The following is a 15,368-nucleotide window of genomic DNA, read 5'->3' on the forward strand; positions in this document are numbered from 1 at the left end:
GAGCACATGACGGTGAGCGAGGAGCGTGCACTCTCTCTCGTTGTCGCGCTGCACCGGCTGCAACGCAGCCTGCGGCACGCGGCAGGCGGTGGGCGCGCCTCGCCCACCGCCCTCATCGTGCTGACCCAGCTGCACCAGTGGGGGCCACTGCGCATCGGCACCATCGCCGAGCGGGTGCCCTGCTCGCAGCCGACCGCCACCATGGTCGTCGCCGGGCTCGAGGCCGAAGGACTCGTGGACCGGCGGCCCGATCCCGACGACGGCCGCGCCACCCAGGTGGTGCTCACCGAACAGGGCAGAGAGGAACTGCGCACCTTCGGCAACAGCCAGGCCAAGGTGCTCGCCGAACGGCTCGACACGCTTCCCGCCACGCAGCGGGACTCGGTGCTCGCCCTGGACGAGGCGCTGCGCCAACTGGCCGAGCCGAGTTAGCCGGTCGCCATCAGGGCGTGTCCGTCCGGATCGGTGGTCGTGGCCGCGTACCTGTTCGGATCAAGGCGTCTGCCCGGTTCGATCAGCACCCCGGCCCCCGCTCGCCGCGAGCGCTCGACGAACTCGTCCACCTCCGCAGGCGAACCGAGCGCGAGCCCGAGCACGCATTCCTTGGCTTCCCCGGTACCGACCGGTTCGTTCCCGATCACCCAGCCGAAGCCGCCGGTCGGGGCGAACATCAGCTCGGTGTGCTCGTTCAGCGCGAACCGTAGTGGCTCGGGCAGGCCGTCCTCGGCCGGTTCTCCCGACGTTTCGAAGCCGAGCGCCCGGTAGAAGGCGGCGGTGCGCACCCGGTCCGTGGTCGGCAGGGCGATGGTGATCGTGGTCATGGCGGATCCTCTCCTCGTTCTCCGGGGTCAACCCACCGACGAACGGGGATCGGGATCCGGGACATCTCCCGGACCGGGGCGCCTGCCCGCTGGAGGTCGGGCAGGCGCGCCGGTCACGCTTGGCGGACGGCAGCGAGCGGGCGCTCCGGGGCGGCCTGCAGCACCCGCTTGGCCAACGGTGCGAACACGAGCGCGAGCACCAGCCACAGCACCGCCTGGGTGCCGATCGCGGCGACCCGGAAGTTCCACAGGGTATCCGCGGGGAACGCCTTCGGCACCTCGTCGACTCCTGGCATCAACGCGGCGCAGACCGCGACGAGCACCACGTAGCCGAGCCCGGCGAGCAGTCCCGCCGGGTAACCGCCGAGCCGCTGCCACAGCGCACGATAGGCCACCACCGCGAGGACGGCGAACACGATCGAGGCGAGCATCATGCCGAAGTAGTCGCCGGTGCGCTGCCCGATCGTGTCGGGTTCCCCGACCGCGGGCGGGTTCGCCGGGTATTTCAGGAACGGCACGAGGTACACCACGCAGAATCCGAGCACACCGAGGCTGACCGCGCTCGCTCCCGCCGTCGTGGTGCCGATCCGGCCATGCGCGAGGGCGAACACCAGCGCGTAGATGCCCCCGATCGCGATGCCGAACACGATCACGGCCACGGCGAGCCCGAGCCCGCTCTGCACGGCCCTGCTCACCAGTTCCGGTCCCTCGGGTTCGCTCGCGTGCGCCTCCTCGAACCCGATCGCGTTACCGATCGAGGGCTCGCCGAACAGCTTCCCGAACACGAACGCTAGCGCACCGGCCACCAGGCCCGCGAGCATCCCGCGGACCAGAAGTTTTCCGACCATGGGAGTTCGTCCCCCGCTCAGTGGCAGGGGAAGCCGAGCAGGTGCCTGCCGTCGTGCACGAACTCGTGCACGCTCATGCCGGGGAACATCGCCAGCGCACCCTGTTCGGAGGAAATGAAGTAGATGGCGAGCAGCAGAATGACGCCCGCGAAGATCAGCCATGGCGCGACCTGGCGGATCGGGATCGCGGGAAGTGCCGCGGGGGTCGCCGGAACCGAATGTGTCGCCATCTGCCGTTGCCTCCTAGGGATAACGCGTCCCGCTCGGTACTCACTCCTCGATCCGGGGTCTGGCTCCCGGGATTTCCCCCGGTCACAGTGGCGCGACCGCACCGGATTTCCACCGGCTTCCCGTCGTCGAGGCGCCGCTCGAAATTACGGCAGCGACACCGACCGCGTCAATGTGTCGGAAATCAACCGGATCAGCCAGGATGTCGGCGTGCGAGTGATCCTGCTGTGCCATGCCGAGACGAAGGCGACCGCAAGTACGACCTTCCCGGGCGACGAACCGCTCACCGCGCGCGGGCGCGCCCGCGCCGCCGAACTGACCGCACCGCGTGCCGAACTCCTCCTGCACGCCCCGAGCACGCAGTGCCGGGAGACCGCGGAGGCGCTCGGACTCGGCGCGACGGCCGAACCGGCACTGAACGGCTGCGATCACGGCATCTGGCGCGGGCGCGCCATCGACGACGTGCTCTCCACCGAACACGAGGCACTCACCCGCTGGCTGACCGATCCGAGCGCGGCACCACATGGCGGAGAACCGGTCACCGGGCTGATCAAGCGGGCCGGTGCCTGGCTGGACGGGCTCGATCGGGTCAACTCGGTACTGGCGATCGCTGAACAATCCTTCATCCGGGCGGCACTGGTGCACGCCATCGACGCCAAGCCCAGCTGCTACTGGCGGATCGACATCGCCCCGCTCGAGCGGGTGGTGCTCACCGGCCGGATCGGGCGCTGGCACCTGCACGTCGGCGGGTGAGCCCGGACCAGTCCCGTTTGGTCAGTCTGCGCCCGAACTGGTGCAGCGGCCGCTCCACGAAGCGGTAGGTCAGCTCCACGACCAGCGCGGTGGCCAGCAGCGCCAGCACCACGGCGAGCCCGAGCGGCAGCTGTGTGTACAGCGCGGTCAGCACCGGGAAGAGCACCACGCCGTGCAACAGGTAGATCGCATAGGTCCGTTCAGAGAGCGCTGTCCAGATCGGCCGCTCGCGCAGGTGCTTCTCGGCGAGCAGGCCGAGCACGAACAGCACCACGGCCACCGCGATCGGGAACGGGCGCAGGATGTAGGCCTCGTCGAAGTGGGCGCGCGCGGCCCACAGGAACAGCAGCCAGCCGAACAGCAGGAACACGCCCGCGGCGGCCATCGGGATCTTGCGCTGCCAGGCAGCCCAGATCACCTGGCCCAGGATCGGCACGAGCAGGTACGCGAACAGCGAGGCGAAGGCCGCGTACTCCTGGCCGAACAGGTCATGGGTGAGGAAGACCGCGACCACCAGGTTGAACTCCACGAGCAGCGCGAGCGGCGGAGACCGCCGGAACAACGGGGTCAGCAGCACGAGCAGGATGTAGAACAACACCTCGATGAACAGCGTCCAGGCCACGGCCACGTACGAATCCAGCGGTTTGAGGGTGAAGTTGTAGAAGAACAGGTTGGCGAACACCTTCGACGGCGTCACCGGTTCCGGATTCCCGGTGACCAACGGCGAGAAACCGAGGAACACGGCCACGAGCGCGAGCACGAACGCGGCGATGAACAACGGATAGATCCGGAAGAACCGGTTCACCGCGAACCGCGCCCCACCCATCCGGATCGCGATCGGGGTGACCACGAGCCCGCTGGTCAGGAAGAAGGCGGGAACCGAGATCCCGCCGGGGCCCTGATCGCCGAAACCGAGCGGGACGAACAGCCAGTGATCCAGCCAGTCGAGCAGGCCGAGATGCAGTCCCCTGCCATGCAGGAACACCCATTCCAGGTGGGAGTACACGATCAGGATCGCCGCGATCGCGCGCATGATGTCGATGAACGCGACCCGTTTCTTCTCCTCGACCGGTCTGACGCGTCTGCGCAGCCAGCCGGGCATGCGAAAGCTCCACGTCGATTCGGCACTCGCGGGCTCGGCGCTGACGGGTTCCGCGCCATCGAGTTCCGCACCGTCGGGTGCTGCACTGGCTGGTTCAGTGCTCGCTGGTTCCGGACTGGCCGATTCCTCGACGGCTTGTCCTTCGGCGGCTTGTTCCTCGGCCGGCGCCGGCTCGGGTTCGGTGATGCGCTCGATCACCGCGGTCTCGGCACTGTCGGGTTCGGCGCGACTCCGCTCGGGCACCGCGTCGATGGGTGCCGTTTCGGCCGGGTCCGGCGCCGCGTGCCGTCCCCGTTGGCGCTCTCCCGCGCGCGCTCGCGGTGGTGACACCACGCCGACTCCAGCCCTTCACGATCCCGCCCGATAACCGGATTCCGCAGGACACAGTACCTCGTCACGCGGTCATCCCGCGCCGAAACCCGGAACAGCACGATCGGTCACCGGGCGAGCGCGATCAGCCCGAAAACCGGGCGGAACCACTCAGTCATACCTTCACCCGGACACGGAGCCGGGTCTGGCAGCGCGGGCAGAAGTAGGACGAGCGGTTCATGAACGGCTCCCTGCGGATCACCGTTCCACAACGAGAACAGTGTTCACCATCACGGCCATAGACCGAGAGCGAACGGTCGAAGTAGCCGGACTGGCCGTTGACGTTGACATAGAGCGCGTCGAAGGAGGTACCGCCGGCGCCCAGTGCCTCGCGCATCACCGCGGTCGCCGCCTCGAGTACCGCGCCGACCTGGGCGGACCGCAACCGTTCCGTCGGCCGCGACCAGTGCAACCGAGCCCGCCAAAGCGCCTCATCGGCGTAGATGTTGCCGATCCCGGACACCAAAGACTGGTCGAGCAGCGCGCGTTTGAGCTCGGTGCGTTTACGGCGCATCGCGGCGATCACGGCCTCCGGTATGAACCCCGGTTCGAGCGGATCGGCCGCGATGTGCGCGATCGGCTCGGGAACCCCATCGAGAAGTTCCTCGACCGAGAGCCCGCCGAAGGTGCGTTGGTCGACGAATCGCAGCTCGGGTCCTTCGTCGGCGAACCGGACCCGTACCCGCAGGTGCGCCTCTGCCGGTGCGTCCGGCGGCTGGATGAGCAGCTGCCCACTCATGCCGAGATGACCGAGCACCGCCTCGCCCGCGCTGGTCGGCAGCCACAAGTATTTGCCCCTGCGCCGGGCCTCGAGGAATCGGGTGCCCTGCAGCCGCGCGCCGAAATCGCCGGCGCCGGGCACATGCCTGCGCACGGCACGCGGATGCAGCACCTCGACGGCGGCGATCTCCCTGCCGAGTACATGCGCCTCGAGGCCGGTTCGGACGACCTCGACCTCGGGAAGTTCGGGCACTCGATCTTCTTCCGCTGAGTCTTGTCCGGCTGGGGTTTCTCCCGCTCAGCCTTCTTCGCCGTCGCCGGTGCCGAACTCGGCGGACAACGTGCGCCAGGCCGCCTCCGCCGCCTTCTGCTCGGCTTCCTTCTTCGTCTTGCCGATCCCGTTGCCGTGTGCGGTGGAGCGCACGAACACGGTCGCGGTGAACTCCTTGCGGTGGTCGGGCCCGTCCTCGGCGATCTGATATTCGGGCACGCCGAGCCCGTTGGCCGCGGTGAGTTCCTGCAGGCTGGTCTTCCAGTCGAGGCCCGCCCCCAGATTGGGTGCCTCGGCGAGCAGCGGATCGAACAGCCGGTGCACGCATCCGGTTGCGGTCTCGATCCCGTTCTGCAGATACACCGCGCCGATCATGGCTTCGAGGCCGTCGGCGAGAATGCTCGCCTTGTCCCGGCCTCCGGTGAGTTCCTCGCCCTTGCCGAGCAACAGGTGCGCACCGAGTCCACCGGGGCCGAGCTCGCGGGCCACCGAGGCGAGTGCGTGCATGTTCACCACGCTCGCCCGCAGTTTCGCGAGCTGGCCCTCCGGCAGATCCGGATGAGTGCGGTACAGGTGGTCGGTGACGACGAGACCGAGTACGGAGTCCCCGAGGAACTCCAACCGCTCGTTCGGCGGCAGACCACCGTGCTCGTACGCGTAGGAACGGTGCGTGAGCGCGAGCGTGAGCAGATCGTCGTCAATCGCCACGCCGAGCGCTTCGAGCAGTGGCCCCCGATCCGGGGACGCATTGCCCTGCTGGCGATCCGGCACGAGCGATGCCCTGGTCAGTTGGCGGGTTCGACGACCCGCCGACCGTCGTACTGGCCGCACGACGGGCAGGCGACGTGCTGGAGCTTCGGCTGACGGCAGGCGCGGTTCGAGCAAGCCACGAGGTTCGGCGCAGTCGTCTTCCACTGCGAACGGCGCGTACGCGTGTTCGAGCGCGACATCTTCCGCTTCGGGACGGCCACGAGGTTTCTCCTTGAGTCTGAGAACTAGTCTTGGTTCTGCTCGGGGCCACCGAAACGCTCGCGCAGCGCGGCCCACCGAGGATCAATTCTCTCATGCGTGTGTCCGGGCTCGAGATCGGCCCACTTCCTGCCGCAGTCCACGCACAGACCGGGGCAGTCCGGGGAGCACAGCGGCGCCTGGGGCAGCGCGAGCACCAGGGCGTCCCGCACGATCGGCTCCAGGTCGGCGAAGTCGTCGACCAGCCGGAACACCTCGTCGGACTCGGTGGTCTCCTCGGTGGTGCTCTCCGGGTACGCGAACAGCTCCATGATCTCGGCACCCGTCTCGCCGTGCACCGGATCCAGGCAGCGCATGCAGGCACCCGTGTAGTCCACGCTCGCTGTCCCACTCACCAGCACACCCTCCACGACCGCCTCGGCGAGCAAGTCCAGCCGGACGGGAGTGTTCTCGGCGATGGTGACCACATCCGGCACACCGAGCTCCATCCCGATCGGAGCCTCGTACTCATAGGTCCTGGACGTGCCGGGACGCCTGCCGAGCATGCGGGTGTCGAGCACCCACGGGTTCACCGAACCACGGCGCGTTTGCTGCTGCGACACTGTCATCCCTCGATCGGCACGGCTGCTTGTCGACCCCCGCCGTACAGGTTACGCGAGGTAATCGTGGAACGCGAAGAGAGTTCCTAGGCCGTGTAGTCGAAGGGCACGTCCAGGTCGTTGTGCTGCTGACGCTGCGGTTCCTGGTACTGCTCCTGGTACTGCTGTTGCTGATACTGCTGCTGGTACTGGGGCGACGGCTGCGGGGGCATCCCCTGCGGCCGCAGATGTGCCCGGCCGTTGTCGATGGTGCGCATCGTGTGGTGCAGCAGGTCCTCGAACTCGGCAAGTTTGGTGTCCACGTACACATCGCAGTCCGCGCGCACGCGATCGGTCTCGGCGTGCGCCGCCTCGACGATGCGCGTGCCCTCGGCTTGCGAGGCGCGCACCACCTCGGACTGGGAGACGAGCCGGTCCTGTTCGGCCTGCCCGGCAGCGACGGCCTGCTCGTAGCTGGCCTGGCCGGCGTCGCTGAGCCGCTCGTACTCGGCCCGGCCCGCCTCGATGGTCTGGTTCGCCTCCGTCTGCGCGGCCTCGAGCATCTCCTCGACCTTGCGCTGGGCTTCGGCGAGCGTCCGCTCGGCTTCCTCACGCGCGTTCCCGGTCGTCTCCTCGGCCTCGAGATTGGCCTTGGAGATCGTCTGCTCGGACTCGTGCTCGGCGGTGGCCACGATCTCATCCCGGCGATCGAGCACGTCCTGGGCGTCGTCGAGCTCGCTCGGCAGTGCATCCCGCACATCGTCGAGCAGCTCGAGCACATCGCCTCTCGGCACGACACAGTTCGCCGTCATCGGGACGCCGCGCGATTCCTCGAGGATGGTTACGACCTCATCGAGGGCTTCGAACACCCGGTACACGATCCACACTCCTGACCCAACGTCACCGCGTCGTTGTTTCCCCGACAGTGTGACTCGCGGATGCGGTCATTTCCCGGATGCCGAGCGCCCTGGCGTGTCCCCTACGTGCTCAGGCGCCCACATTGACGAGCGAGAACGACTTGTAGTGATCGTCTGTGTAGAAGTACTCGGAACCTTTTCCGGTGACGAACCGTCGCGCACCCCGGTCATCACTACCCGGAGTCTTCACGGTGAATTCGTGGTAGTACCCGGAATCACATTTCGGCAGAATTCCCTCACGGTTGCTGAACACCGTGCCGTCCTGCGGATACGGGTACGGCCCGCCCTTCTTGATCAGGTTCACCGTGTCGGTCGCCTCCTTCGGCAGCGTGGAGAGGTCGACCTTCTTGTAGCTCGAGGTGTCCCCGCAGTTCGGCTGTGCGGCGACGGTGTGACCGGTGTGCGTGGCCAGGCCCGGATCTCCGACGGCGGGTCCGGCGCAGCCGAGCAGCGCGGCGAACGCGAAGACACCGGCGAGCACCGGGGCGAGGAAGCGGTTGCGAATGTGGCCTGTGTTCGGTGTGCGCATGACCGGTGACCATAACCGCCCCAGGTGTCCTCGGGCTTTCCTCGCGGTGAAAGATTCTCCGCGTGAGTGACGACGAAGGAACCACCATCCGCAGGGCACGGCGCGCCGACGTCCCCGCGATCGTCGCGATGCTGTCCGACGACTTCCTCGGCGCGAAGCGGGAGTACGCCACCGACGATCCGCGCTACCTCGAGGCCTTCGATCGGATCGACACCGACCCGAGCGAGCTGCTCGTCGTGGCTGAGTCCGGTGGCGAACCGGTCGGCACATTACAGCTGAGCTGGCTGCTCGGACTGTCCAGGGGCGGAGCGCTGCGTGCGCAGATCGAAGCCGTCCGGGTGCGCTCCGATCAACGCGGGAACCGGCTCGGCGAGCGCCTCGTGCGCTGGGCGCTGGACACCGCCCGTACCGAAGGTGCGGTACTCGTACAGCTGACCTCGGACCTGAAACGTGCCGATGCGCACCGATTCTACGAGCGGCTCGGTTTCGCACACACTCACACCGGGATGAAGCTCACCCTCGGCTGAGTCAGCCCTGCGCGAGCCGCTCCAGTAGCAGCTCGTGCACGATGGGCGGGAGCAGCCCGTCCACCGGTCCCCCGTGCGCGGCGACCTCCTTGACCAGCGAGGAGGACAGGAAGGAGTAGCGCGGGCTGGTGGGCAGGAACAGCGTCTCGACCCCGGTGAGCCCGTGGTTCATCTGCGCCATCTGCAGCTCGTAGTCGAAATCCCCCGCCGCGCGGATCCCCTTGACGATCACGGGGGCCTGCTCGGCCCGGCAGTAGTCGACGAGCAGACCCTCATAGGAGTCGGCGCGCACATTGCCGAACTCCTCGCTGACCTGCGCGATCATCGCCAGGCGTTGGTCAGGAGTGAACAGGGTGCGCTTGTTCTTGTTGATTCCCACCGCGACGATGACCTCGTCGAACAGACCGCTGGCCCGTTCGATCACGTCGAGGTGCCCGTTGGTGATCGGATCGTAGGAACCTGGACAGACCGCTCTGCGCATGGCTGTGCAGCCTAACGGCCCGTGAACACCACCTGATGCACGGTGGTCTCCCCGTAGCGGCGTGCCCGCCCCGGTTCGAGCCCGTGCGGCCAGTCCGGTTCCGGGGCGCGAGCGGATGTCTCGAGCACGAGCACAGCGTCCTCGGCCAGCCAGCCTTCGGTCAGTTCCCGAAGCACGGTACTCAGCTGGGCGGCGGCGATGGCGTACGGCGGATCGGCGAGCACCAGGTCGAACGGGTCCGCCGGGGGCGTGGCGAGCACGGTCTCCGCTTTGCCGCGCACCACCCGTGAGCCGGTGAGGCCGAGCTCGGCGAGGTTGGCGCGCAGTACCCCGGCCGCCCGGCCGTCGGATTCAACGAACACGGCCTCGTGCGCACCACGGGAAAGTGCCTCGATACCGAGGGCGCCGGATCCGGCGTAGAGGTCGAGCACCCGGCCGGCCACTCGATCGTCGGATTCGAGCGCGGAGAACAGCGCCTCGCGAACCCGTTCCGCGGTCGGCCGCGTCCCCTTCGGCGGCACCCTGATCCGCCTGCCACCGACGCTGCCTGCGACGATCCTGGTCACCGCGCCTCCCGGCCGCGCGAATGCGGGTGCGCTGTCACGAGTTCGGAGTTTACGCGTCACCCGGACAGCCATATTCACCGACCAGGGGCGGACGTACGCGCGCACGCGACGTAAGCTCGAACGTCTGAGATTACCGGCCGGGGAGGCACGGCGGATGATCTCAGGCGTTCAGGAGCGGGTAGCTAGCGGAGCGATGGGTGTCCAGAACGACGACGGATGAGGGCCTGGCAGCGCAGGCCGCCGAGATCGCGATCGAGCAGCGCCACGTCGACCGGGTGTACGCCAGGGTCACCGAGCTGCGCACGCACGCGGAATCCATGCGAGACAAGGGTTTCGCGGTCGCGGACGGTGCACGCAACGAGGACGAGCTCGAAGCGGGACAGATGCTGCTACAGCGCGACATCATGGTCGCGCACGCCTCCAAGGTGCTGCAGTCGCTCGACGCAGAGCACGAGGGACTGGTGTTCGGCAGGCTGGACCTCGTCGATGGGGAGACCATTTACGTCGGACGGCTCGGCATCCGCGACGAGGAGTACAACAACCTGGTCACCGACTGGCGCGCCCCCGCGTCGGCCGCTTTCTACCAGGCCACCGCTGACCAGCCGATGGATGTGATCCGCCGCAGGGTGATCCGCTCGAGCGGGGGCACGGTCACCGATATCGACGACGACCTGCTCATGCCCGATCACCTCGGCGAGGGACTGCGGGTGGTCGGCGAGGGCGCGCTGATGGCCTCGCTGTCCCGGGCACGCGGCGAGCGGATGCACAACATCGTGGCCACCATCCAGAAGGAACAGGACGAGGCGATCCGCGCCCCGGCCAAGGGGGTCACCCAGATCACCGGCGGGCCGGGTACCGGGAAGACCGCGGTCGCCCTGCACCGCGCCGCCTACCTGCTCTACCGGGACCGCCGTGCGATGGCCGGTTCGGGACTGCTGGTCATCGGCCCCTCCCCGGTGTTCACCAACTACATCTCCCGCGTGCTGCCCTCGATCGGCGAGGACTCCGCGGAGCTGCGTTCGCTCGGCGAGGTGCTCGACGGGGTCCGCGCCGCTCGGCAGGACGAGGCGGAACTGGCCACGCTCAAGGGCGAGGAACGGATGCGCAAGGTGCTGCGCTCCGCGGTGCGGCTGGCCCCGGAGGACGCTCCCGGGGAACTGCGCACCACCTACAAGGGCCAGGTGCTGCGCCTCGAGGGGCGCGAGCTGGCCAGGCTGCGCCGCAAGGTGCACGCGCGCGGCGGACTGCCGAACGCATCCCGGGTGATCGCCGCGGAGATGCTGCTGGAAGCCTTGTGGGGCAAAGCTTCCACGCTCGCCGAGAGCTCTGGTGGTGAACTGTCCTTCGATCGCGCGCAGTTCCTCGACGACATGGCGGAGCGGCTCGATTTCCACCGCTTCGTGGTCCGGTTCTGGGTGCTCGCTTCTCCCGCCGATGTGCTGCGCGGGCTCGCCGATGAGCGCAAGCTCGCCCGCGCGGCGGGCAAGACCCTCACCGCGTCCGAGGTCCGGATACTCGCCGCCTCGTTCGCCGGGGTCGAGGAACAGGGGTTCACGGTCTCGGATATCCCGCTGCTCGATGAACTGCGGGTGCTGCTCGGTCATCCGCGCAAGCGCTCGGGCCGCAGCGCCGGGCTGTCGATGCCCCAGGTCTACGAGGAGTACGCGCATGTGGTCGTAGACGAGGCCCAGGACCTGTCCCCGATGCAGTGGCGCATGGTCGGGCGGCGTGGCCGGTTCGCGAGCTGGACGATCGTCGGCGACCCGGTGCAGTCCTCCCGGGCGCGCCCGGAGGAATCGGTCGCCGCGATGCGGACCGCGCTCGAACGCCAGAGCGCGTGGCGTGATTTCACGCTCGCCACGAACTACCGCAACTCCGCCGAGATCTTCGGCCTCGCCGCGCGCGTAATCGCCCCGTACACCGACAGCGCGCTGCTTCCGGACGCGGTGCGGGCCACCGGAATCGAACCGCGCATCCATTCCGGAGCCGCGCCGGAGGATGTGCGCGCGGCGGTGACCGAACTGCTCGATTCGGTGGCGGGCACGGTCGGCGTGATCACCGCGATGGACCGGGTCACCGAGGCCACCGGCTGGCTGGACGGGTTCACCGATGACCGGATCCGCGTGGTGGGCAGCCTGGACGCGAAGGGGCTCGAATACGACGCGGTCGTGCTTTACGAACCGGATGAGCTCATCGCCGAATCGGCCGCCGGACGACGCGGGCTCTACGTCGCGCTGACCCGGGCGACCCAGGAATTGATCGTGCTGACCAGCGGAATGAACTGGCTTCCGGATTGATTATCGCACTCAATTCGTTCCGGCACGAGGAATCATCTCCTTACAGAGCTGCTCTGTTTTTCAGGTTATCATCGGCCGGTAATGAGCGAATTCGCTGAATATAGACCGGTCGACTGTTGGCATGTCATCGCCCCTGCTGGCACACCGAACAGGGACGCGCGACGCGATGATCGTCGCGGAAGCGCCGACATCACCGATCCTGCCGAACGATGCGTCGTCCTCACTCGGATCCGCATCCAGTATATCGATCCTCGGTACCGGGAACAGTATTCGCGAAAATCTGTGGATAACCGGACGCACTGTGGACTATTTGGCATACACTCGCGCTACAACGTGCACCTCCTGGTCAGAGCAGCTTTACACGCACAATCACCATTGCCGATCAACTTACCTGGCTTTCACTACCGGGCGCTGTTATCGTGTGCTTCATGAACTCTGGGGAAAGCAATATTTCGCTGGTCGAAGCGATCTGTGTATGTGACCGTGAGCAGGCACGGCTGGACGCCGCGATTGTGGATCACGTATATGCCTTATATCACGAGCAGAAAGGGCGTACCGGTGAGTGTCCGCATACCTCGGTGACCGAAGAGCTTCGGTTGGCGCGGAATGTTTCGCGTGGCCAATCGATCGACACCGTGAAGACCGCGATATTCCTGCGGGAACGTATGCCCGGGCTCGTGCGATGTATGCGAGCAGGCCTGGTGGGGTTGGTTCACGCATCGAAGGTGCGGAAAGCCTTCGGATCCTTACCCGGTGATCTTGTGGACCTGGTGGATACCCGGATCGTCGAACGCCTCCGGGGGAAGGGACGGCCCCGAGATTGGACTGGTTATCTGCGGCGGTTGGCAGACGGGCTGGAGCCAGAGGCAAAAGCCATTCGCATCGCGGCAGCGCGCACCGCGAGACGCGTGTCGTTTCGAGATCGAGCGAACGGTACCGGTAACTTGTCCGCGCGCTTACCGAGCGAAGACCTCGCCGCTTGCGAAACACGAGTCGAGGCGATCACCCGATCTCTGCGCCGGGCTGGTGATCCGCGCACGCTGGATCAGTTGCGCGCCGACGTGGTCACCGACCTCCTCACCGGCCACGACCGGCACACTGGGGTACAGGCGGTGGTGAACGTGCACGTACCACTCGGTGTCGCCCTCGAAATCAGCGACGAGCACTGCCGCGTCAACGGTTACGGTGAGATTCCCGCGCACACGGCGCAGGCAATGCTGGCCGATCCGCGAAACGCGGTACGCAAGATCCTCACCGACCCTGATACCGGCGTGATACGGGGCCTCGGACGACACTGCTACCGGCCCAGTGCTCGGCAGCGCGACTACGTTCGATTACGTGACCAACGGTGCCGGGCTCACGGATGCTGTCGGCCCATCACCGAAATCGACCACATACAAGAACACGCCTCCAACGACAACACGAGTCCTGACAACCTCCAAGGGCTCTGCCGCCTGGACCACAGAATGAAATCGGTCCCCGGTTGGCACCATGCGCTCAACCATCGCACCGGCGAGCTCGAAATCACAACACCATCCGGACATACCTATCGCAACTGAGGACGAGGACTGAACGATTGGGCGCCTCGGTGTTCGATGGCGAACCCCACCGGCCTCACCCATAATGACCCGATGAATTTGCGCACCCTTGCCCGCGAGGAACGCACCGATCTCGCGGCGTTCCTGGAGACACTGAGCCCCGAGGACTGGGAGACCCCGAGCCTGTGCGAAGGTTGGCGGGTTCGGGACGTGATCGCGCACGCGATCAGTTTCGACGAGATCGGCCTGCGCGGGCACGTGGAACGGTTCGCGCGTGGGCGGCTGAATCCGAACCGTATCAACGCCATCGGACATGCCGAGTACGCCGGGCGCGAACCCGAGGAGCTGATCGCTATCCTGCGCAGCAACCTCGATCCGAGTGGGTTTCCTGCGGCCTTCGGCGGGATGATCGGCTTCGCCGACGGGCTCATCCACCACCAGGACATCCGGCGCCCGCTCGGCAGGCCGCGCGAGATTCCCGCCGAACGACTGCGGCCCGCGCTCTCAGTCGCCCTGTTCGCCCCGGTACTGCTCGGCGTGCTGCGGGTGCGCGGGCTGCGCATGGAAGCAGCCGATCTCGACTGGTCCTTCGGACGCGGGCCGGTCGTGCGCGGACCCGGCGAGGCGCTGCTGCTGACCATCGCGGGCCGCTCCGGAGTGGTCGAGGAACTCGAAGGGGAAGGCCAGCCGATACTCGCCGCGCGTGTGGGTTGATCCCAGTCCTGGGCCGGGCGCAGGCAGTTTTCGGTCGTGCTTGCCTGTCTGGTTCTCAATCTGGTCCTCGGCCAGGGGGCAGCATCGCTCCGGTCGCTCTGGATGTGGTGCGGATAGGCGAGGCGCTCTTCCTCCCCTACCTCGCCGTCACCACCTGGCGCAGCAGGGCTGACGGCTTTCTCGAACCCAGTCTCGGCACGGGTGGGTCGCTCGGCCGAACGGTTCCACCAGAGACCGTTCTGCTGGGCCTGCTGGTGGAACCGTCACCGCCCTGAGCTCGGGCGCCCTTTCCGCACTGCTGCACGCGAAACCCGCGATCAGACGCTGGATGAGCCGGACGCGGCCGGTGTGTTCGCCGGGCTCGGGATCCGTGTGCCGAGCGAGCCCGCCCCTGGTTAGCGCGAGGCGCCGCCGTTGAGCGGGAAAACCTGTCCGGTCAGGTGCCCCGCCCGTTCGCTTGCGAGGAATCCGGCGAGTGCGGCCACATCCTCGGGGTGGCCGGCCCGCTTGTTCGCGGTCTCGGCGATGAGCACCGCCTTGCGCTCGGTGGGCAGGCCGGGGCCGAAGAACTCGGTCTCCTCGATCAGCCCCGGGGCGATGGTGTTCACGGTGATCCCTCGTTCGCCGAGCTCCCCTGCCATCTGGGAGGTCCAGGTTTCGATCGCCGCTTTCGCGGCCCCGTAGCCGCTCGCTCCCCGGCGCGCGGCGATCGAGCCGATGCCGATCAGCCGCCCGTTGTCCGCGAGCCGGTCCCGCAATGCCTCGGTGACCAGCACCGTGGTGAGCACATTGGCGGTGAAGTTCGCCGTCCAGGATTCCTTGATCTCGGCCAGGGTGCGCGCAGGTTGCGCACCGAGGTCCGGGTTGCCTCCCGCGCTGTGCACCAGCACGTCGACCCGCTCGGGCAGGTTGGGCAGCGCCGCGGTGATCTGTTCGGGTTCGGCGGCGTCGAATGCGACCCAGTCCGCCCCGATCTCCCGTGCGGCCTTCTCCAATACATCCGCGCGCCTGCCGGTGAGCACGACCCGATGGCCCATGGCGAGTAGTTCTTGCGCGATCGCTTTGCCGATCCCGGTGCCGCCACCGGTCACAATGGAGTTCTTTAGATCTAAACTCATGTCTTCGAAGCTACCATGAGAG

At 67.4% G+C, this 15,368-nt stretch carries 19 protein-coding genes and 1 riboswitch; of the genes, 6 read left to right on the forward strand and 13 right to left on the reverse strand.

Annotated features, from left to right (window positions below):
* Positions 1 to 6: 6 nt before the first annotated feature.
* Entirely contained in the window at positions 7 to 432 is a 426-nt protein-coding gene (locus A37U_RS0140810) for a MarR family winged helix-turn-helix transcriptional regulator (protein WP_020502430.1), read from the forward strand.
* Here A37U_RS0140810 and A37U_RS0140815 read toward each other — a convergent pair.
* From A37U_RS0140815 to A37U_RS0140825, 3 genes are all read right to left on the reverse strand, one after another.
* Complete coding sequence (locus A37U_RS0140815) at positions 429 to 821, reverse strand: VOC family protein (protein ID WP_020502431.1); 393 nt, start codon at positions 819 to 821, stop codon at positions 429 to 431. The two genes, A37U_RS0140810 and A37U_RS0140815, sit on opposite strands and share 4 nt — an antisense overlap.
* Positions 822 to 934: 113 nt before the next feature.
* Positions 935 to 1,669, reverse strand: a complete 735-nt coding sequence (locus A37U_RS47820) for a CbtA family protein (RefSeq protein ID WP_020502432.1) — start codon at positions 1,667 to 1,669, stop codon at positions 935 to 937.
* A 17-nt stretch (positions 1,670 to 1,686) separates the two neighbouring features.
* Positions 1,687 to 1,899, reverse strand: a complete 213-nt coding sequence (locus A37U_RS0140825) for a CbtB domain-containing protein (RefSeq protein ID WP_020502433.1) — start codon at positions 1,897 to 1,899, stop codon at positions 1,687 to 1,689.
* Positions 1,900 to 1,932: 33 nt separating this feature from the next.
* Positions 1,933 to 2,062, reverse strand: a riboswitch (cobalamin riboswitch).
* Between the two features lie 9 nt (positions 2,063 to 2,071).
* Between A37U_RS0140825 and A37U_RS0140830 the strand changes: the two genes are divergently transcribed.
* On the forward strand, positions 2,072 to 2,650 hold the full coding sequence (locus tag A37U_RS0140830; protein WP_020502434.1) for a histidine phosphatase family protein: 579 nt from the start codon (positions 2,072 to 2,074) through the stop codon (positions 2,648 to 2,650).
* Here A37U_RS0140830 and A37U_RS47825 read toward each other — a convergent pair.
* The 7 genes from A37U_RS47825 to A37U_RS0140860 all read right to left on the reverse strand — a co-directional run bounded on the left by A37U_RS47825 (position 2,607) and on the right by A37U_RS0140860 (position 8,105).
* Complete coding sequence (locus A37U_RS47825) at positions 2,607 to 4,082, reverse strand: acyltransferase family protein (RefSeq protein ID WP_157183363.1); 1,476 nt, start codon at positions 4,080 to 4,082, stop codon at positions 2,607 to 2,609. The two genes, A37U_RS0140830 and A37U_RS47825, sit on opposite strands and share 44 nt — an antisense overlap.
* 154 nt (positions 4,083 to 4,236) lie before the next feature.
* A complete protein-coding gene (mutM, locus tag A37U_RS0140840) occupies positions 4,237 to 5,094 on the reverse strand; it encodes a bifunctional DNA-formamidopyrimidine glycosylase/DNA-(apurinic or apyrimidinic site) lyase (protein ID WP_020502436.1) in 858 nt (285 codons plus the stop codon).
* Positions 5,095 to 5,139: 45 nt separating this feature from the next.
* Complete coding sequence (rnc, locus tag A37U_RS0140845; protein ID WP_020502437.1) at positions 5,140 to 5,883, reverse strand: ribonuclease III; 744 nt, start codon at positions 5,881 to 5,883, stop codon at positions 5,140 to 5,142.
* 14 nt (positions 5,884 to 5,897) lie between these two features.
* On the reverse strand, positions 5,898 to 6,083 hold the full coding sequence (gene rpmF / locus A37U_RS50850) for a 50S ribosomal protein L32 (protein ID WP_082469130.1): 186 nt from the start codon (positions 6,081 to 6,083) through the stop codon (positions 5,898 to 5,900).
* Positions 6,084 to 6,107: 24 nt separating this feature from the next.
* Positions 6,108 to 6,683, reverse strand: a complete 576-nt coding sequence (locus A37U_RS0140850) for a YceD family protein (RefSeq protein ID WP_020502438.1) — start codon at positions 6,681 to 6,683, stop codon at positions 6,108 to 6,110.
* Positions 6,684 to 6,766: 83 nt separating this feature from the next.
* The gene (locus tag A37U_RS47830) at positions 6,767 to 7,537 is read right to left on the reverse strand and encodes a DivIVA domain-containing protein (RefSeq protein ID WP_240437833.1); all 771 of its coding nucleotides are present in this window, start codon (positions 7,535 to 7,537) and stop codon (positions 6,767 to 6,769) included.
* Positions 7,538 to 7,646: 109 nt separating this feature from the next.
* A complete protein-coding gene (locus A37U_RS0140860; RefSeq protein ID WP_020502440.1) occupies positions 7,647 to 8,105 on the reverse strand; it encodes a guanyl-specific ribonuclease in 459 nt (152 codons plus the stop codon).
* A gap of 62 nt (positions 8,106 to 8,167) precedes the next feature.
* On the opposite strand from A37U_RS0140860, the gene A37U_RS0140865 reads away from it, so the two are divergent.
* Positions 8,168 to 8,632: a GNAT family N-acetyltransferase gene (locus A37U_RS0140865; protein ID WP_020502441.1), complete on the forward strand. Its 465-nt coding sequence runs from the start codon at positions 8,168 to 8,170 to the stop codon at positions 8,630 to 8,632.
* Between the two features lies 1 nt (position 8,633).
* Here A37U_RS0140865 and coaD read toward each other — a convergent pair whose 3' ends face one another.
* The gene (coaD, locus tag A37U_RS0140870; RefSeq protein ID WP_020502442.1) at positions 8,634 to 9,113 is read right to left on the reverse strand and encodes a pantetheine-phosphate adenylyltransferase; all 480 of its coding nucleotides are present in this window, start codon (positions 9,111 to 9,113) and stop codon (positions 8,634 to 8,636) included.
* A gap of 11 nt (positions 9,114 to 9,124) precedes the next feature.
* On the reverse strand, positions 9,125 to 9,679 hold the full coding sequence (gene rsmD / locus A37U_RS0140875) for a 16S rRNA (guanine(966)-N(2))-methyltransferase RsmD (RefSeq protein ID WP_020502443.1): 555 nt from the start codon (positions 9,677 to 9,679) through the stop codon (positions 9,125 to 9,127).
* A gap of 197 nt (positions 9,680 to 9,876) precedes the next feature.
* Here rsmD and A37U_RS0140880 point away from each other — a divergent pair, with 197 nt between their 5' ends.
* From A37U_RS0140880 to A37U_RS0140890, 3 genes are all read left to right on the forward strand, one after another.
* On the forward strand, positions 9,877 to 11,976 hold the full coding sequence (locus A37U_RS0140880) for a HelD family protein (RefSeq protein WP_020502444.1): 2,100 nt from the start codon (positions 9,877 to 9,879) through the stop codon (positions 11,974 to 11,976).
* A gap of 428 nt (positions 11,977 to 12,404) precedes the next feature.
* Positions 12,405 to 13,535: an HNH endonuclease signature motif containing protein gene (locus A37U_RS50855; protein WP_083934277.1), complete on the forward strand. Its 1,131-nt coding sequence runs from the start codon at positions 12,405 to 12,407 to the stop codon at positions 13,533 to 13,535.
* A 72-nt stretch (positions 13,536 to 13,607) separates the two neighbouring features.
* Positions 13,608 to 14,228: a maleylpyruvate isomerase family mycothiol-dependent enzyme gene (locus A37U_RS0140890; RefSeq protein ID WP_026198160.1), complete on the forward strand. Its 621-nt coding sequence runs from the start codon at positions 13,608 to 13,610 to the stop codon at positions 14,226 to 14,228.
* A gap of 395 nt (positions 14,229 to 14,623) precedes the next feature.
* Here the strand turns inward: A37U_RS0140890 and A37U_RS0140895 are convergent, their stop codons facing one another.
* Entirely contained in the window at positions 14,624 to 15,346 is a 723-nt protein-coding gene (locus A37U_RS0140895) for an SDR family NAD(P)-dependent oxidoreductase (RefSeq protein WP_040590144.1), read from the reverse strand.
* Between the last annotated feature and the right edge of the window lie 22 nt (positions 15,347 to 15,368).

Source organism: Sciscionella marina DSM 45152 (assembly GCF_000379465.1).
GTDB classification, from domain to species: domain Bacteria; phylum Actinomycetota; class Actinomycetes; order Mycobacteriales; family Pseudonocardiaceae; genus Sciscionella; species Sciscionella marina.

Excerpts from the sequence above, each read along its gene's own strand:
- A37U_RS0140825 (WP_020502433.1), bottom strand. The coding sequence starts at position 1,899 with ATGGCGACACATTCGGTTCCGGCGACCCCCGCGGCACTTCCCGCGATC.
- A37U_RS50855 (WP_083934277.1), top strand. The coding sequence starts at position 12,405 with ATGAACTCTGGGGAAAGCAATATTTCGCTGGTCGAAGCGATCTGTGTA.
- A37U_RS0140895 (WP_040590144.1), bottom strand. The coding sequence starts at position 15,346 with ATGAGTTTAGATCTAAAGAACTCCATTGTGACCGGTGGCGGCACCGGG.
- A37U_RS0140890 (WP_026198160.1), top strand. The coding sequence starts at position 13,608 with ATGAATTTGCGCACCCTTGCCCGCGAGGAACGCACCGATCTCGCGGCG.
- A37U_RS0140810 (WP_020502430.1), top strand. The coding sequence starts at position 7 with ATGACGGTGAGCGAGGAGCGTGCACTCTCTCTCGTTGTCGCGCTGCAC.
- coaD (WP_020502442.1), bottom strand. The coding sequence starts at position 9,113 with ATGCGCAGAGCGGTCTGTCCAGGTTCCTACGATCCGATCACCAACGGG.
- A37U_RS47820 (WP_020502432.1), bottom strand. The coding sequence starts at position 1,669 with ATGGTCGGAAAACTTCTGGTCCGCGGGATGCTCGCGGGCCTGGTGGCC.
- A37U_RS0140815 (WP_020502431.1), bottom strand. The coding sequence starts at position 821 with ATGACCACGATCACCATCGCCCTGCCGACCACGGACCGGGTGCGCACC.
- A37U_RS0140860 (WP_020502440.1), bottom strand. The coding sequence starts at position 8,105 with ATGCGCACACCGAACACAGGCCACATTCGCAACCGCTTCCTCGCCCCG.